A 16,449-nucleotide genomic window follows, 5' to 3' on the forward strand; every position below is an offset into this window, starting at 1 on the left:
AGTTATTCTGCATATTGAGCGAATGGGTCATTATCTACCGAATATTTAGCATAAGGATCATCCTCAGTTTGGGCAGTTGAATTATTTCCAGCCATCTCATACCGTTTCCTGTAATCTTTCTCCACTTCAAGAGCAAGTTGCTGTGCACGCGGAGAGCGCATGATGTATTTATCCACAAGAGCAGCAGTTTGCTTCGCATCCGCACTCTTTTTCCCATATCCTCCATTGACCGACTTATAAAACTCTTTTGCTAGCTTTGCGTCCTGAGAAAGCAAATCCTTGTATATCTCACCGGCAATCTGCCCGGAATTCTGCTCCCAGGTGTTTCGACCAACATAGATACTTCTCTTTTCACCAATCCTCTTTGGTTCGGGAGCTCCGTTTGCTTTCTCAAACTGATACTTGCTATATTCTTTCTGTTTTCTATCTTGAGCTTCGATACGCTTATTCTGGGCTGATACGGAAGCCCACCCACGAGCAGAAGCATCTTTCTGTGCTTTTTCCTGATTCTCTAGTGACTTCTTATTTAATTCATAGTTCTTATCTCTATACTCCTTGTTATCGGCATCAGCTTTTTCCTGTCTTGCTTTATTGTAATCAAAGCGGGAATTCTCGGTTTTTACTTGGTCATCATGCCATTCGCCAGAGCGCTTCCAATTCGCATCATCACGTCCTTTTTGATAATCGAACACTCTATCTCTATCATATGCAGCCAACCTAGATCTACCCCATTCGTCTTGTACTTTCATTCGCTTATCAAGTATCGCTTGATACCTCTTGGCATTAGCAGCACTCATTGAAGTCTGCTCTACATTTTGGGCACCCTTACCGGTAAAGTATAGGTTAGAAAAGGCAGATACACCGTCTGCAATAGCAGATATCACCGCTCTAGACTTCTCTCTCTTCTTTTCTTTGATTAGCTCTTCTTCGGATGGTAACTGTTTTTTATAAAATTCATCTACGATATCACCCGCGCTTCTGAACTTAGGCTGATCTGAGGATGTAGATTCAGAGGGTAATGCGGTTGCCTGCACATCTGGCTTATCTACTTGTGCTTTACCTTGTATTGCGTCATTAACAGCATTCACCCGAGCAGCCGCTTGAGCATATCCATTACTCGAAACGGGAAGTGTAGGATCTGGATTAGACAGAATCTGCTCCGATGGTTTCGACTCTTCCTTCTGCACTACAGGTGCAGTTGACAACTTAGCCTTATCACCTCCATTATCATTGCCAAGTATCATTGATTTTATATCTCTCATACTGTAGGGTTTTTAGCATTCTTCAAAGTATCAAATGCTTCCCCTACTCCCGCACCTGCACCAGATACCCCACTGATCGCACCAGCGATACTGGCCGCTTTCTGCTTCTCTGCGTCAAGTTGCATTTGCCCTAACTGAGCATCGCGCGATTGATACTGTGCTTCAATGGCGTCCTTTCTAGCTTCTCCGTTTACTACGATACCGCTTGTTGTTTCGGCCAAAGCTTTATTTTGAGCTTCTTTCTCAGCTGCTATGCTTTCCTCTGTTCCACCCATTACAGCGGAAGCACCTGCAGAAGCCGCACTACGCTCTTTCATCATCTCCCTCATGTTAGTGAGTGCAGCCTGCGCATCAGCTCGCTGTGTACTATCTTCATTGTACCGTCTATCAAACCACGCTTGATTCTTACTCTTTTCGTCAGCAATCATCCTTGCCTGTTTTCGTGCAGACTTGGCGCCCATGATTCCACCGGCAACTGCGCCACCAATCTTCATAGCTCCTCCAATAATCGAACCTATCATAACTTCTTCATTTGATTAATACTTAGAATAATTGCGCTAATATATCCGCTTTACTTTGTATCTAAATTCTAAGTATTAACCAACCTACATGATTGTATATGATTGTAGTTTACATTTAAAAGATATGCCACAGCCAAAAGGAAAGACAGGAAACCCCAATGGTCGCCCCAAGGGATCAATAAATAAGTCTACACAGAAGATACGCTTAGCCTATGCCAAGCTACTTGAAGATAATCTAACCCAAATGCAAAAAGACCTCAAAGCAATTGAAAAGCCGGAAACTAGACTGAAGCTATTGATTGACATGAGTAAATTTGTCGTCCCGGCATTATCAAGCGTTAATGTAGATGCTTCTGAGGAAGCAAAGAGTGTATTTGAAGATACGTTCAAGAAATTAGCTGAAGAGGAGTAAGATGTATAAGTGGGGCGTCATATAAAGCGTGTAATGGTCAATTATTTTTTCAAGCTATTCAGTCGTCCCGACGGAGCAATAGAGCGCCCCGTCCGATAACCGACAAAATGAGAAGAATAGTTTAAATGATAGACCCACTCCCATTATCTTTTTCTATACGCTCCCAATCAAAAAAGTCTATTACTTTTTTATTGGCGTCCCACAACAATGTATAATCCCTCTCGATGTATACCCTTGCCAGTTTTATCGTAGAATCTGAATGATTCAACATCTCATCAACTCTATACACGTCTATCCCAGCTTTGTTAGCCGCAATAGTCGCGAAGCTATGCCTTGCATAATAAAACTGTAAATCATCGATTCCAATGTCTTCTCCTATCTGTTTTAACCCCATATTAATCATCTTATTGAAGGTATCACTAAATTTATAGCGATCATGGAATTCAAAAACAAACGAACCACATTTATCCTTATACTTATCAAATAAGCAACGAATCTCCGGCTCAACCCTCACTTTCAATTCAGCCTTATCTTGCCTACGTGTCTTAGTTTTCTGTCGTTGATATGTAATCACCCAATCATCTATCTTATTCGCTCCATATAAATCTGCACTGTTCATTCCCATTAATGCAAACGACAACAGGAACACATCCTTCGCCATATTGTATATCCCATATCGATTCCCTTGCCTATTCTTTTTGTATGGCAAATCTATGATTGCCTGTATTTGCTCAATGGTCAACGTCCTATGCTTGCTGATTGGTATCTCTTGCACTTTGTATTTTGAGAAAGGCGACAATGGTATTCTTATTATTCCCAAATCTTCATCGTTATATTCATTCTTAGCTAAATTATGAAGAGATCTAACACGTGCAGGATAAAGAGAAATAGCTCTTCCTCCTTTCTTTACTGATCCATCTCCTTTTCCACGAAAAGAAGGTTCGGTAGCGATGAAAGATTCGTAGCTAAGCATAAATTTAGATGTAATTTCACTTATATCAAGACACTCTCTCTTTAGAAATCGAGTCAAAGAATTCATCACAATCCGATATTGCTTTGCGGTGCCGAACTTGCCTTTAGCATCGAGTCTATCTGCAATTAATCTTCCGTATGCTATAAAATCAAGCTGAAACTTATTTGAATCCTCTGTAACGTACCGAACAACATCAGATACATCCCACCCTTCTGAGTTTGGACCAGCATTAATCAACTTCTTCTTATACGACAATATCAACTCATCGGTTAAATCAACTATAGATTGATTTTTAATCTTAATTTTGCTTCCTTTCTTTAGGATATCATTAGCTCCAACATAGTGTTGGGTTTTAATGTACTTAGACTTTCCAAGATGTGTCACCCTTACCTTTACATTGTAAGTTCCATCGTCCTTCTTTTGATGTGCCAGCACGAGCGCTTTAAATGTAGCCATAGATCTTAGTATATTTCGTAAAACCATTGTAAAAAATGCCTCCACAAATATACTGTTTTTATTCGGATAATACGGTTGTTTTGCAAAAAAGCGCATGATACAAACAGTTGTATTATTCACATAAAAAATCAATAAACATCTGGTTATTAGCTAAATATAAATAAAAGTCGGTGTAGTAAAAAAGTTAAACGGATTATAACTGCAGAAATTGCGGATATTCTTCATTTTAATTCCAGTTATCTTAATTTAATTTGGTGCGCAAAGATACACAAATGCTGATTAAAAAAAAACGCGTTGAACACATATCCCTATGTATAAACGCATTTTTTCTTTATTTTTTATGCTTTTCAAGGTATTCAACCCAGATGCGGGCAGCCTCTTCTACCATTTTAGAGCAAGGGCGCTTAGCATAGTATTGTGCGGTTCGTTCTTCGGGCGAAGCAGAAACCGGAGTTTCCTTCTTCAAACCAAGTAGTTCACCGCAATTGAGCGAGCCGTTTCGTAACTTAAATTCGGCAGCAAGCTCTTGTACTACAGCGTAGTTATGAGCCTTTCCTTTGCGGTCGGCACCATCGGTAGCTCCTGTTTCGAGACCTGCCAACAGGAACAAGCCACAAGCCGCACCGCACGTTTCACGCATCCGGCCGATACCTCCTCCGAAGGAAGCCGACATCCGGAACGCTTGTTCGTCTGTAAATCCATACAAATCGGCAAAGGCGGCAACAACCGATTGTGCACAATTGTATCCTTCTTTAAATAATGCGAGGGCTTTTTGTACTCTTTCTTCCATTTTCTATTGTTCTTATTTTTCTAGTTCCTCTATTTCCAGTTCCATCGGACAATGATCCGAATGTACTGCATCATTTAATATACGGGCGTTTCTCAGCATCGGCACAACAGACTCGGTTACCATGCAGTAATCAATTCGCCACCCTTTGTTCTTCGCACGCGAGTTGAAGCGGTAGCTCCACCACGTATACTCTTGCTTATCGGGATAGAGGGTTCTGAAAGAATCGGTAAAGCCTGCCGACAGAAAGCGAGTCATCCACTCCCGCTCTTCAGGAAGGAAACCGCTATTGGTAGCATTGCGAACGGGGTCATGAATATCAATCGGCTGATGGCATATATTATAATCGCCGCAAAGAACCAAATTTGGGCGTGTCTTGCGCAGCTCGGTTACATAGTGCTGAAACTCCTCCAGCCACACCATTTTAAAGGCTTGCCTTTCGTCGCCACTCGAACCCGACGGGTGATAAACACTCACTACCGACAAGTCGCCATAATCGGCACGAATAAAACGACCTTCGTAGTCGTAGACCTCCAACCCCATCCCATACTCTACATGGTCGGGTTCGCGACGGGTTAAAATTGCCACTCCACTATACCCCTTCTTTTGTGCCGAATAAAGGTAAGCTTTGTATCCCAGTGCTTCGAAGGCCTCGGCAGGATATTGCTCGGGCTGTAACTTAGTTTCTTGCAGACAAAGCACATCGGGATTTTCTTGCGCCAACCACTCGGGCAATCCTTTCGATGCAGCTGCACGCAGCCCATTTACATTGTACGTTATTATTTTCATATTTCTTGCGTGTGTGAATGATGTTTATACTTCTCTTCCCAAGCGAGCAAGGCTATCTTTCGATCCAGCCCCCAATGATATCCACCTAGAGCACCCGATGCCCGCAACACCCGATGGCAAGGGATTAGGATAGAAATCGGATTATTACCTACGGCCGTTCCCACTGCCCGGCAAGCCTTGGGGCGGTTCAATCTTTCGGCAAGTATGCCATACGAGGTTGTTGCGCCGATAGGTATATTCAACAGTTCGGACCATACGCTGAGTTGAAAGTCAGTTCCGGTCAGATGCAATGGCAATGCTTCGGTCATCGTACTCTCTTGTCCGAGTGCCATAGCCAATGCTTGTTGTTGATAAGCATCGTATTCGGGAAGGTACAGCGCATTCGGGAAGCGTTGTTTTAACTCCTCCAATACCTCCTCTCTACCGGTAGTAATAAAAGCCAGGTAGCAGAGTCCGTGCGCAGTAGCCGCCAGCATCAACTCTCCCCAAGGGGAGGGTTGATAGGAATAACGAATCGCTAGTGTCTTTCCCCCATCATGCACCTCTTCGAGATGCATTTTACTAATACGAATCAATGGTTCTTTTTGCATCATGCTCTTATGGTATTACGAAAACAACAACATAATATTTAATATAGATACGATTCCGGCAATGCTATATAGCACAAAGGTACTCCAACGGCTATTTACATAATCGCCCATCACCTTCCGCGAAGAAGTGAGCCCTACTTGCAGAAACACGGTAAAAGGCAACTGAATACTCAGAATCATTTGCGAAATGAGTAATCCTTTAAACGGATTACCGATAAAGAAAATAAGCAAAAGCGCCACTCCCATAGAGATTACCACACCAACCTGAGAGTGACTGTCTTTTACGTTGTATGCCTCACCAAAGATGCCTGCAAAGATAGAGCCTGCTGCCATACCACTGGTGATGGTCGACGAGATGCCCGCCATAAGCAGTGCCAATGCAAAGACAATGGCTGCATTGCTACCGAGCAAAGGCTCCAGAAGCGATTTGGCTTGTTGCAACTCCTCTACCTGTATGCCGCTTTTAAAGAAAGTGGCAGCAGCCAGCAGAATCATTGCACTATTGATAGCCCACCCTACAATCATGGAGAAAAGTGTATCGTATAATTCGTACTTCAACACCTTTTTAATAGAAGCATCGTCTTGTTTGTTGTACTCATGACTCTGTATCACCTCCGAGTGAAGAAACAGGTTGTGAGGCATGACTACCGCCCCGAGCACACTCATGATAATCAGCATACTTCCCTTGGGGATGGAGGGAGTTACCCACCCCTGCACAGCCATCGTCCAGTGAATATCGACCAGAAACAATTCGTAGATAAACGATAGTCCGATCACCGACACAAAGGCAATGATGGAGCGTTCAATCTTTTTGTAAGAGTTGGTAAAAAGCATCACCAGCACAAAGGCGGTGGTAAGCACAGATCCCCAGATGATGGGGATATCGAGCAGCATCTCCAAGGCAATGGCTCCTCCAAGAATCTCGGCGAGCGAGGTAGATATAGAAGCAAGAACGGCTGTTCCCAGAATAGGACGCGACACCCATTTGGGCGTGTATTGCGTGGCTGCCTCCGAAAGGCAAAGCCCTGTTACGATGCCCAAGTGAGCTACATTGTGCTGCAAGATGATTAACATAAGGGTAGACAAAGTAACTACCCAAAGCAAAGAATAGCCAAACTCCGAACCGGCCGCAAAGTTAGAGGCCCAGTTTCCGGGATCGATAAACCCTACCGTAACCAACAGACCGGGACCGATGTATTTAAAAACATCCAATCCCCCCAAATAGCGTTTATGATCTTTCCGCTTTAAATCTTTCCATATATTCCACATATTGATCGTTCGTTTTTTACTTAATGTTTGTGACAAAGATAAGCAATTAAAACAAACGAACAGCCTGTTTGGTTCGATAGTGATGGTGGCGAACTGTAATTTTAAGTCACAAACAAGGCACGGATTACACAGCAGTTACGGTTGGTTTATCCCATCCGTATCAACGATGCAATCCGTGCCTCTATATTCTATTTACGCCAAAACGCTCCTGAAGGGTATTTTTGTCTTAATATCCCATTTCGTGCAATGCTTTGCACAACTGATCGGGACAAGAAGTAGACCGATTACCACAACGAACGCCTTCGAGTTTTTCAATAACATCTGCTACCTTCATTCCTCTGACCAAGCGGGCAATACCCTGCAAGTTACCACTACAGCCACCCCAAAAGAACACCTCTTTGACTACATTGTCTTCTATGTCGAGTTCGATGGTGGTGCTGCAAGTGCCTTGGGTTTTATAAGTCGCCTTCATTACTCTTCGTCAATGACCGGCTTCATGTTGGTGTACACATTCTGCACATCTTCATCGTCCTCCAAACGCTCAACCATCTTATCGATAGTAGCCCGTTGCTCGTCGTTCAATTCTTTCTCATCGTTCGGGATACGGGTAAACTCGGCTGCTTTCACCTCAAAACCATTCTCCTCGAGATATTTCTGAATTTGAGCGAATGATTTAGGGTCGCCATACATAGTTATGCCCTCTTCATCCTCATCATACTCTTCTTCTACTCCGTAGTCGATCAGCTCCAGAATCAAGTCGTCCATATCCACATCTTCTTTCTTGGCAATGGTAAACATTGATTTCCAGCTAAAGATGAAGTCAAGACTGCCTGAAGTACCCAAAGAGCCACCGAACTTATTGAACACGCTGCGCACATTGGCTACGGTACGTGTTGTATTGTCGGTAGCCGTTTCTACAAAGACAGCGATACCAAAAGGACCGTATCCTTCGTAATTCATCTCTTTATAGTCCTTCGTATCTTTACCCATTGCGTTTTTGATAGCGCGCTCCACGTTATCCTTGGGCATATTCTCACGCTTTGCTGTAGCGATAACAGCACGTAAGTGCGGGTTATTCTCAGGATCCGGGCCACCGGCCTTCACTGCAATAGCAATCTGTTTTCCTACTCTTGTAAAGACGCGAGCCATGTTGCCCCATCTTTTCAACTTAGACGCTTTTCTATATTCAAACGCTCTTCCCATTGGTCTATATTTTAATTTTTATTCGTTAGTTAACTTCTTATCTCAATTTAGCATTCAGCTTCTCTTCGAGGTTCTTGACCAGTTTCGACATGATTTTGTCAATCACCTTATCAGTCAGCGTCTGCGTTTCGTCTTGCAGCAAGAAACTCACTGCATACGATTTCTTACCTGCTTCCAAGTTCTTTCCTTCGTACACGTCGAAAAGTTCAACCTCTTTGAGGAGTTTCTTCTCGGTATCATAGGCAATCTTCTCAATCTCGGCAAACTGAACATTGGTGTCGATCAGCAACGCCAAATCGCGTTTCACAGCGGGGAACTTAGATATCTCCGAATAACTGATTTTCACCGAGCGGATAGCCTTCATCAATTCTTTCCAGTTGAGGTCGGCATAGTACACCTCATTGTCGATATCGAAAGCCTTCAGCAGCTTCTTGGTCACTACACCAAACTCGGCCAAACGCTTTCCGCCTTTGGTATTCACCGTCAGTGCAACTGCAAAAATATCATTGCTCAGGTTGCCTACCACAAGGTTGTTGAGGTTAAGTCCCAGACGCTTCAATATGTTTTCCACATACGCTTTCAGTTCGTAAACCGTTGAGTTCTCATCGGCATGTGCCCAAGAGTTAGATACCTTCTTACCTGTCAGCCACAATCCCAAGTGATACTCTTCCGAGTAAGCGGCCAATACCTTCTCCGGATTTTTCTTCTCTCCGTCAAAGCGATAGCAATTACCATATTCGAAGAATTTCAAATCGGCATTCTTGCGATTGGCGTTGTGAGCAATGCTTTCCAAACCACCAAACAAGAGTGTCTGGCGCATACCATTCAAGTCGGCACTCAACGGGTTCATCAGCATGACCGTATGTTTCGACGGATAGCTTTCTAACCCTTCGTAGTAAGCGGCACGGGTCAGTGAATTATTTAATATTTCATTGAAACCACAACCCACCAACTGTTCGGCTACCAGATTTTGTAGCTTATGCGATTTATCAACATCGCCCTTGGTGGTGAGGCTGGACTTCAACGTCGAGGGAATCTCTACATTGTTATAGCCATAGATACGAAGAATGTCTTCGATCACGTCGCAATCGCGCTGTACATCTACACGGTAAGGAGGCACAGCAAGAGTCAATCCTTCGGCTGTTTCGCTCTGGATTTTCATCTCCAGACTGGTTACGATGCTTTTGATGGTTTCTACCGGAATTACCTTACCGATCATGGAGTTCACTTTCGCATACGCCAGGTCGACAATGAAATCTTGTGCAGGAGCTGCACAAATATCTTTAATTTCGCTCGACACCGTACCACCTGCCAATTCTTTGATCAATAACGCAGCCAGTTTCAGGCAGTAGATCGTATTATTAGGATCGATTCCTCTTTCGAAACGGAAAGAAGCATCGGTATTCAGTCCATGGCGGCGAGCGGTTTTGCGCACCCACGTAGGATGGAAGTAAGCACTTTCGATAAATACATCGGTAGTAGTCTCGGTCGATCCCGAATCGAGTCCGCCAAACACACCGGCAATACACATGGCTTCTTCCTTATTGCAGATCATCAGATCGCGTTCGTTCAGCTTACGTTCTACTCCGTCGAGTGTGACAAACGGAGTGCCTTCGGGCATGGTTTTCACAATTACCTCGCCTCCTTTAATCTTCGCTGCATCGAAGCAGTGAAGCGGCTGACCGAAAGCGTGTACGATATAGTTCGTAATATCTACTACATTATTAATAGGGCGTATGCCGATTAAGCGGAGCTTGTTTTGCAGCCATTCGGGGCTTTCGGCCACCGTTACTCCCTTCACCGTTACACCGGCATAGCGCGGACAGGCTTCGCTGTTCTCTACCGTTACGCGGATATCCAGGTCATGGTTTTCTACCTCAAAAGCATCTACCGATGGGCGATTCAACGTAGCCGAAACACCATTCTGCAATAAATAAGCATACAGATCGCGAGCCACACCATAGTGCGAGCAAGCATCGGCACGGTTGGGGGTAATGTCTACTTCAAGTACGTAATCGCTCTTTATGTTGTAATAATCCTTGGCCAATGTTCCGGGCACAGCCTCGGCAGGCAGTTCGATGATGCCTTCGTGACCGGTACCGATCCCAATTTCATCTTCGGCACAGATCATGCCGATAGACTCCACACCACGGATTTTTGATTTCTTGATGGTAAAACATTCGTCGCCATCGTAAAGTTTAGTGCCCAGTGTAGCTACGACTACCTTCTGTCCGGCAGCTACGTTGGCAGCTCCACATACGATTTGTGTTGGTTCACCGTTACCCAGATTAACCGTAGTAACGTGTAAATGGTCTGAATTCGGATGTTCCTCGCAGGTCAGCACTTCGCCAATCACAAGGCCTTCGAGTCCGCCTTTAATGGTTTGAACTTCTTCCACACCGCCCGTTTCCAGACCAATGGAAGTTAGCGCAGCCGCCACTTCATCGGGAGTCAAATCGAAGTCGACGTACTCTTTCAGCCAATTATAAGAGATATTCATATCATTAATTTTTTATTGTTTCTCAAAAAGACTCGCAAAGTTAATAAGTTTTTTTGGTTGGGGAGAAAACATTCACAATAAATCGGGATAAATCAAACAAATTCATTGGAAAACCCTACTTTTGCACAAGAACTAAAAAGCAATAGAATGAGAACAAAAGACTGGAAGGCTATTAAGCCTGCGAAACTACTGGTGATAGGCGAAGATTCTAACCTACAGTGGTCCGAAACCGTACCCGAATATGTGATGTTTGCCGATTACTACTTTCGCCGCTTCCCCGAAGATCATGGCGAGCGCAGTCGCAACGTAGAAGCCCGCAATCTGTTCAACTACATCACCAAGCTAACGGGCAACCGCGTTTCTCCGGAAGAGGTGTATATCACCAACCTGTGCAACGACGAAGTAGAGCCCTCGCCCAAAGGCAAACGGGTATTCATCCCCGAAGCAAAAGCACTCAAAGGTATCGAACACATTAAATGGATTTTGTCTGAAAATCCTACTATCGAATATGTATTGGCCATGTCACTGCAAACGAACTACTGGTTGCAGAAAGCCGGCTTTTACGAAGGCGATGCAGCCTTCTTAAAAGCTGCCGAACCTCGCCGTGTAGGGATGGAAAACGAGCAACCGTTTTACCAACCCGTAGATGGTAAGGCATTTATGGCCGTATGCGGCAAACTGTACGAGGCAAAGGACTTTCCGGTGAAGATCGTCCCCATCCTACCGGCAAAAGACTATCCTCTATCGATACAAAACATGGAGCGTTACGGAGAGGCATACGATCGGATAAGCGGATATTTCAGATAAATCACGAGAGGCAATCCGGTAGTATTTAATACGAATATTATCCATAATAAAAAGAGTACGTAATTAACAGCTAGTTAAATACGTACTCTTGGTGTATAACAGTACGTACTCTTGCATCCAATGAGTACGTACTCTTGCCCGGCTTGTTATTTGTTGGATTTTAACGAATGTAAAATTAGTCTATTTGAGAAAAGACACAACTGTTAAATGGCAATCTTTGCACCGTCGTAGCAAGCTTGAAAGAGTTGTGCCAACTCCTCTTTGCTAGGCTGACGAGGATTGAAACCCGTACAAGGATCTGCCAATGCATTAGTAGCAATATAGTCCAGGTTTTTCTCCCAAGTTGCTTTGTCTACACCATATGCCGAAACAGAATCAATAACTCCTATATTGAATCGCAATGACTCTATTTTTTGAGCAAATTCTTCAGCAGTATTCAGTCCGCAGGCTTCTGCCAACTTATTGTAACGATTGGTCACTTTACTATTGAAACGTATCACATTGGGTAGTACGATAGCATTGGCACAACCATGAGGAATGTGATACATACCACCTAATTGGTGAGCCAAAGAGTGGGCAATACCCAACCAAGAGTTGGTAAATGCGAAACCACCCATGGCAGATGCATCATGCATATTTTGACGAGCCACCAGATCGGTGGGGTTCATGACCACATTCTCCAGATTATCAAATATTAATTCCATTCCCCCTTTGGCCAATGCATCAGCGTAATTGTCGTCAATATTCGATACATAAGCTTCAATGCAGTGAGTGAGAGCATCTAAACCGGTATGAGCCGTAACACTTTTAGGCATTGTTTTACAAAGGTCACCATCAATAATAGCAATATCAGGAGTCAACTCATAAGAAACAACGGGGTATTTAACGCCTTTTTCGCGGTCGGTGATAACAGCCAATCCGGTCATTTCAGTTCCAGTACCGCTTGTCGTTGGAATGGCTACGAAACGTGCCTTGTCGCGCAAAGCAGGAATAGAAAAGGGCACTGCGGCTTCGGCAAATGTAAGTTCAGGATATTCATAAAACACCCACATCATCTTTGCCGCATCAATGCAAGAGCATCCGCCTAAACCAATAACCCAGTCGGGTTGAAATGCTTTAAACTCTTCAGCACCTTTCATTACCGTATCAACAGAAGGATCGTCTTCAACACCCGCAAATACGGTACTTTCAATGCCGGCTTCTTTTAAATAAGACAAAGCCCGATCAAGCACACCATTGCGCTGAACAGAACCTTTGCCACACACCACAATTGCCTTTTTACCTTTAATTTTTTTCAATTCTTCAAGAGAACCTATACCGTGATAGGTCTCGGCTGTAACATACAATTTGCTCATCACTTTAATTCTTTAAATTAATTTTTATGATGCAAAGGTACGCGACATGCGCTGTAGAGAAGTTATAAATTAGTGCCTATTACTTATAAATATGCGCCAACTGGTATTTTAATTCGGAAGGTGTGCAATTTGCTTTCGAAGCAATAAACTTATTGAGTGCCGACTGTGAGTCGAAACCTAAATCAAAAGCTATCTCTTTGATAGAATAATCAAAGAAAACAAGCAGGCGTTTGATTTCGAGCAAAGTACGTTCATGTATAACGGCCAAAGCCGTTTCGCCAGTGTATTGATTACATATCGAATTAAGCTTCTTGGTGGTTATTCCAAGTTGCCCGGCATAGTTTTGCACCGTGCGACATACACGAAATTGCTCCTCTACTAAATCTTTGAACTGCAGAAAAATAGTAGCTTCTTCTGTTTCGGACCGCGAAGGCTCACGATCTGTTCCCAACTCCATTAGTTGCAAAAGAATGATTTTTATATAGAACTTGATTTGCTCTTTCTTCGCGATAGAGAGATTCTCGTAAAGTTCCTTAATCTGTAAAACAACTTTACAAATAGATAAATAATCATCTGCCGAAGGACAAATATAATTAAGTCGCTGCTGAAGAGAAATAGTATAGGCACTCAGTTCTGTCTTCAGTACTGCCGAGCAAAACAACTCGTCGCAGAACATGATGACATATCCTTGTGCATCATCCGAAAAAGTGATTTGATGAAACTGCTTAGGAAATAAAACGGAAATAGTGCCGGCACTCATGTGATAAGTATCAAACTCGATACGATGGACTGCCGAACCTTTATCAAGAACAACTATCTGATAGTAATCGTGGCGATGAGGAAGTGTTTCGTCATTGGGCGATTCATGACAAAGCCTTTCTAAATTAAAGGCTATACAAGGTTTATGGGCCGCCTGAAAATAAGACTCTAACGTATACAAAGGTAAATCATTCATAAACAATAATTTGATAGACAATTACAATAAACAGCTACTTACTCAGGGGAAATCACTTCATTCTCTTCAGCTTTACAATTTCACCCAGGGCAGGAATGGCAACCTTCACATTACGCTCCTTGGCTTCGGCAGCAAATACTTTGGGGGGATCGTGCAGGGGTTCGTCCGAAAGATCGAACGTTCCATAATGCATGGGTATGGTTAATCCGGCTTGCATTTCCAAAGCAGCAGTCAGCGACTCGGAAGGCGAAATATGATTGGGGCGCATAAACCAGCGAGGTTTGTAGGCACCAATCCCTACCAATGCGTAATCGGGTGCACCAAAGTAATCGGGAACTTCAGAAAAATGGGGAGAATAACCCGTATCGCCACTATAATAGAGAGATAGCGATTCGGCTTGCAGCATGAAGGCACCCCACAAACGCTGTCCACCATCACGAAAAGATCGCTTACTCCAGTGCTGAGCAGGCAGAAAGGTAATTTTCAATTGTTCATCCTTGAGCTGCTGATACCAACTCGCCTCAATGACCTCGAGATCGGGAAACCAGCTTCGGATAAGCTGCCCGGTGCCCAAGCCGCAGAACAGTTTCATCTGCGGATTATTAAGCAATAGGCGAGCCACGCTTTTTCGGTTTAAATGATCAAAGTGATCGTGACTGATTAATAAATAATCAATATCGGTAAAGATGTCGGGATGGGCAGGAAATTGACTTTGCCGGCGCACAAAAGGAATGCTGCCAAAAACCGGATCGAACATAATCCGCTTGCCCGACAATTGCAGGAAGAACGAATTATGTCCGAGCCATATTAGTGAGTCGCCCACCACACCATCGAGCGATTGCAGGTAATTGACTTGAGGATTCCACTTCTCATCACGCTTCTCCTTGCGTTGCGGATTGGGAGAGAAACGCCACTTCAGTACGCTACCCATACCGGGGCGAAAACGATGCTGACGATTAAAAAAACGTCCGCGTACCGTCGGATTACCTCTCCAATGAGGATTGACTGTTGTCAACCGGTCATTTCTTCTAAAACAAATATGTTCGCCCATATAATTTATGTATCAAGAAACACCCGCAAAGATAACCGATTTATGTGTATCTGAAATGAAAAATAAATTAAACAGGGTGAATACCGTATAACGGGAGCTGCCAGCCTAAGCTAAACATATTGAGCAAGAAAACAACCAAGGCAACGACCCATACAATAAATAAAGTCCACTTGACACCGGTATTCATCGGAGACCAATGAAATGTTTGCTGCAAAGCCGTATAAAGAATACTCAAGATAGGAATAGCAAGTAGTGCAATACCGGCCATACTACCTCCTACCACCATCAGTGGAGAAACCGATTCCAAAGGAGCCCAGTCTACCAAAGGAAACATATGATACAGAACGGTTCCACCCCCGGCTAGCAGCATTACAAAAGCAACAAGCAAAAGCAGAAAAAGAAGAGCCATCACAAATAGCACCGGACTAAAAATGACCGCCAAAACAATCAGACAAGCCTTCAGTACAACGCCGGCTACCTGCACCAACGTATCACCCAGTTTCTGAAGAAAAGTACGCGGTTTGTCAGACTTCATATAATCGTTTACACCATTGGCCACCTTCTCAAAGCCATCGGTAACCGTTTTGCCGATATTCTCTACGGTAACCGCCTGCCCCCGCATATGAAGTTTATCGGTAGCCGTACGCGCCTCGGGTATTACAATCCAGGCAATGATGTACAGAAATAACATGGGGCAATAAGGCACAAAAAGCAAACAGATAAACAACACGCGCACCAAGGTGACATCCCAATCTAAATAGGCCGCTATGCCGGAAGCAACACCTCCCAAAATTCGATTGTCGGGGTTGCGAAACAAACGATGGCGGTAAGTGGTGTGAGTACCCTGTGCATTTGTATCGGACGCATTACCTTTCTGGTCGGATGAACTGTCTGAGGTCGGTTCGTCATCAAAATCTTCGGGCTTACCCACCCGCGAAATCACCTCTTCCACATCGGCAATATTGATAACTTGCGAACCCGCATTTATCTTCTCGCCGAAAAGCTCGGAAATACGATTTTCAATATCGTCGACTATTTCCTCGGCTCCTTCTTGTTTGCGAAAATGCACTTTGAGGTTGCACAGGTAATTGTCTAATAAACGGTAGGCGTCTTCATCAATATGAAAGACGGTTCCACCCAGGTTGACTGTTAATGTCTTTTTCATGGTTATATCTTTATTTATAGAATTATTTGTTAGCAATATGAGTCACAGTTTCATTCAATTCACGCCACGAGTTTTCGAGTTCGCAAAGAAACTCCTCTCCTTTCTCGGTGAGTGTATAATACTTTCGAGGAGGTCCCAGAGTCGATTCAACCCATTCATAACTCAAAAGATCGTCATTTTTAAGACGAGTAAGCAACGGGTATAGTGTGCCCTCGACTACAATCAGCTTTGCCTCTTTGAGCTTTTGAATAATATCAGAAGCATAGGCAGGCTCCTTGTGGAGCAATAGCATGATGCAATATTCGAGCATCCCTTTGCGCATTTGCGATTTTACATTATCAACATACATAAGCT

General features: G+C 43.7%; 17 protein-coding genes. 2 read left to right on the forward strand and 15 right to left on the reverse strand.

Features of this window, described 5'->3' with window-relative positions; translation table 11 throughout:
- Positions 1 to 2 precede the first annotated feature (2 nt).
- Entirely contained in the window at positions 3 to 1,262 is a 1,260-nt protein-coding gene (locus TY03_RS08420; RefSeq protein ID WP_042368878.1) for a hypothetical protein, read from the reverse strand.
- The gene (locus TY03_RS08425) at positions 1,259 to 1,783 is read right to left on the reverse strand and encodes a hypothetical protein (RefSeq protein ID WP_042368880.1); all 525 of its coding nucleotides are present in this window, start codon (positions 1,781 to 1,783) and stop codon (positions 1,259 to 1,261) included. The genes TY03_RS08420 and TY03_RS08425 overlap by 4 nt, the downstream gene beginning before the upstream one ends.
- 124 nt (positions 1,784 to 1,907) lie before the next feature.
- On the opposite strand from TY03_RS08425, the gene TY03_RS08430 reads away from it, so the two are divergent.
- A complete protein-coding gene (locus TY03_RS08430) occupies positions 1,908 to 2,195 on the forward strand; it encodes a hypothetical protein (RefSeq protein WP_148335603.1) in 288 nt (95 codons plus the stop codon).
- A 121-nt stretch (positions 2,196 to 2,316) separates the two neighbouring features.
- On the opposite strand, the gene TY03_RS08435 is transcribed toward TY03_RS08430, so the two are convergent.
- The 8 genes from TY03_RS08435 to pheT form a co-directional block, all read right to left on the reverse strand.
- Positions 2,317 to 3,624 carry a tyrosine-type recombinase/integrase gene (locus tag TY03_RS08435; protein WP_042369332.1) on the reverse strand — a complete coding sequence of 436 codons (1,308 nt, stop codon included), beginning with the start codon at positions 3,622 to 3,624 and terminating at the stop codon, positions 2,317 to 2,319.
- Between the two features lie 331 nt (positions 3,625 to 3,955).
- The gene (locus TY03_RS08440) at positions 3,956 to 4,414 is read right to left on the reverse strand and encodes a C-GCAxxG-C-C family protein (protein WP_042368884.1); all 459 of its coding nucleotides are present in this window, start codon (positions 4,412 to 4,414) and stop codon (positions 3,956 to 3,958) included.
- A gap of 12 nt (positions 4,415 to 4,426) precedes the next feature.
- Positions 4,427 to 5,200, reverse strand: coding sequence for an exodeoxyribonuclease III (locus TY03_RS08445; protein ID WP_042368886.1), 774 nt, complete (start codon positions 5,198 to 5,200; stop codon positions 4,427 to 4,429).
- Positions 5,197 to 5,793: a methylated-DNA--[protein]-cysteine S-methyltransferase gene (locus tag TY03_RS08450; RefSeq protein WP_230201925.1), complete on the reverse strand. Its 597-nt coding sequence runs from the start codon at positions 5,791 to 5,793 to the stop codon at positions 5,197 to 5,199. The genes TY03_RS08445 and TY03_RS08450 overlap by 4 nt, the downstream gene beginning before the upstream one ends.
- A gap of 12 nt (positions 5,794 to 5,805) precedes the next feature.
- Positions 5,806 to 7,059, reverse strand: a complete 1,254-nt coding sequence (locus TY03_RS08455) for an Nramp family divalent metal transporter (RefSeq protein ID WP_042368887.1) — start codon at positions 7,057 to 7,059, stop codon at positions 5,806 to 5,808.
- 226 nt (positions 7,060 to 7,285) lie between these two features.
- Positions 7,286 to 7,531, reverse strand: a complete 246-nt coding sequence (locus TY03_RS08460; RefSeq protein WP_042368889.1) for a TIGR03905 family TSCPD domain-containing protein — start codon at positions 7,529 to 7,531, stop codon at positions 7,286 to 7,288.
- Positions 7,531 to 8,262, reverse strand: coding sequence for a YebC/PmpR family DNA-binding transcriptional regulator (locus TY03_RS08465; protein WP_042368891.1), 732 nt, complete (start codon positions 8,260 to 8,262; stop codon positions 7,531 to 7,533). The genes TY03_RS08460 and TY03_RS08465 overlap by 1 nt, the downstream gene beginning before the upstream one ends.
- A 37-nt stretch (positions 8,263 to 8,299) precedes the next feature.
- Positions 8,300 to 10,762 carry a phenylalanine--tRNA ligase subunit beta gene (gene pheT / locus TY03_RS08470; RefSeq protein WP_042368893.1) on the reverse strand — a complete coding sequence of 821 codons (2,463 nt, stop codon included), beginning with the start codon at positions 10,760 to 10,762 and terminating at the stop codon, positions 8,300 to 8,302.
- 147 nt (positions 10,763 to 10,909) lie between these two features.
- Between pheT and TY03_RS08475 the strand changes: the two genes are divergently transcribed.
- A complete protein-coding gene (locus TY03_RS08475) occupies positions 10,910 to 11,569 on the forward strand; it encodes a hypothetical protein (protein ID WP_042368894.1) in 660 nt (219 codons plus the stop codon).
- A 203-nt stretch (positions 11,570 to 11,772) separates the two neighbouring features.
- Here TY03_RS08475 and TY03_RS08480 read toward each other — a convergent pair whose 3' ends face one another.
- From TY03_RS08480 to TY03_RS08500, 5 genes are all read right to left on the reverse strand, one after another.
- Positions 11,773 to 12,924, reverse strand: a complete 1,152-nt coding sequence (locus tag TY03_RS08480) for an iron-containing alcohol dehydrogenase (protein ID WP_042368896.1) — start codon at positions 12,922 to 12,924, stop codon at positions 11,773 to 11,775.
- Positions 12,925 to 13,003: 79 nt separating this feature from the next.
- A complete protein-coding gene (locus TY03_RS08485) occupies positions 13,004 to 13,879 on the reverse strand; it encodes an AraC family transcriptional regulator (RefSeq protein WP_052332429.1) in 876 nt (291 codons plus the stop codon).
- A 52-nt stretch (positions 13,880 to 13,931) separates the two neighbouring features.
- The gene (locus TY03_RS08490; RefSeq protein ID WP_042368898.1) at positions 13,932 to 14,930 is read right to left on the reverse strand and encodes an MBL fold metallo-hydrolase; all 999 of its coding nucleotides are present in this window, start codon (positions 14,928 to 14,930) and stop codon (positions 13,932 to 13,934) included.
- A gap of 67 nt (positions 14,931 to 14,997) precedes the next feature.
- A complete protein-coding gene (locus TY03_RS08495) occupies positions 14,998 to 16,095 on the reverse strand; it encodes a PspC domain-containing protein (RefSeq protein ID WP_042368901.1) in 1,098 nt (365 codons plus the stop codon).
- Positions 16,096 to 16,117: 22 nt separating this feature from the next.
- Positions 16,118 to 16,444, reverse strand: coding sequence for a PadR family transcriptional regulator (locus TY03_RS08500; protein ID WP_042368903.1), 327 nt, complete (start codon positions 16,442 to 16,444; stop codon positions 16,118 to 16,120).
- Between the last annotated feature and the right edge of the window lie 5 nt (positions 16,445 to 16,449).

Source organism: Bacteroides neonati (assembly GCF_000499785.1).
Taxonomy (GTDB): Bacteria; Bacteroidota; Bacteroidia; order Bacteroidales; family Bacteroidaceae; genus Bacteroides; species Bacteroides neonati.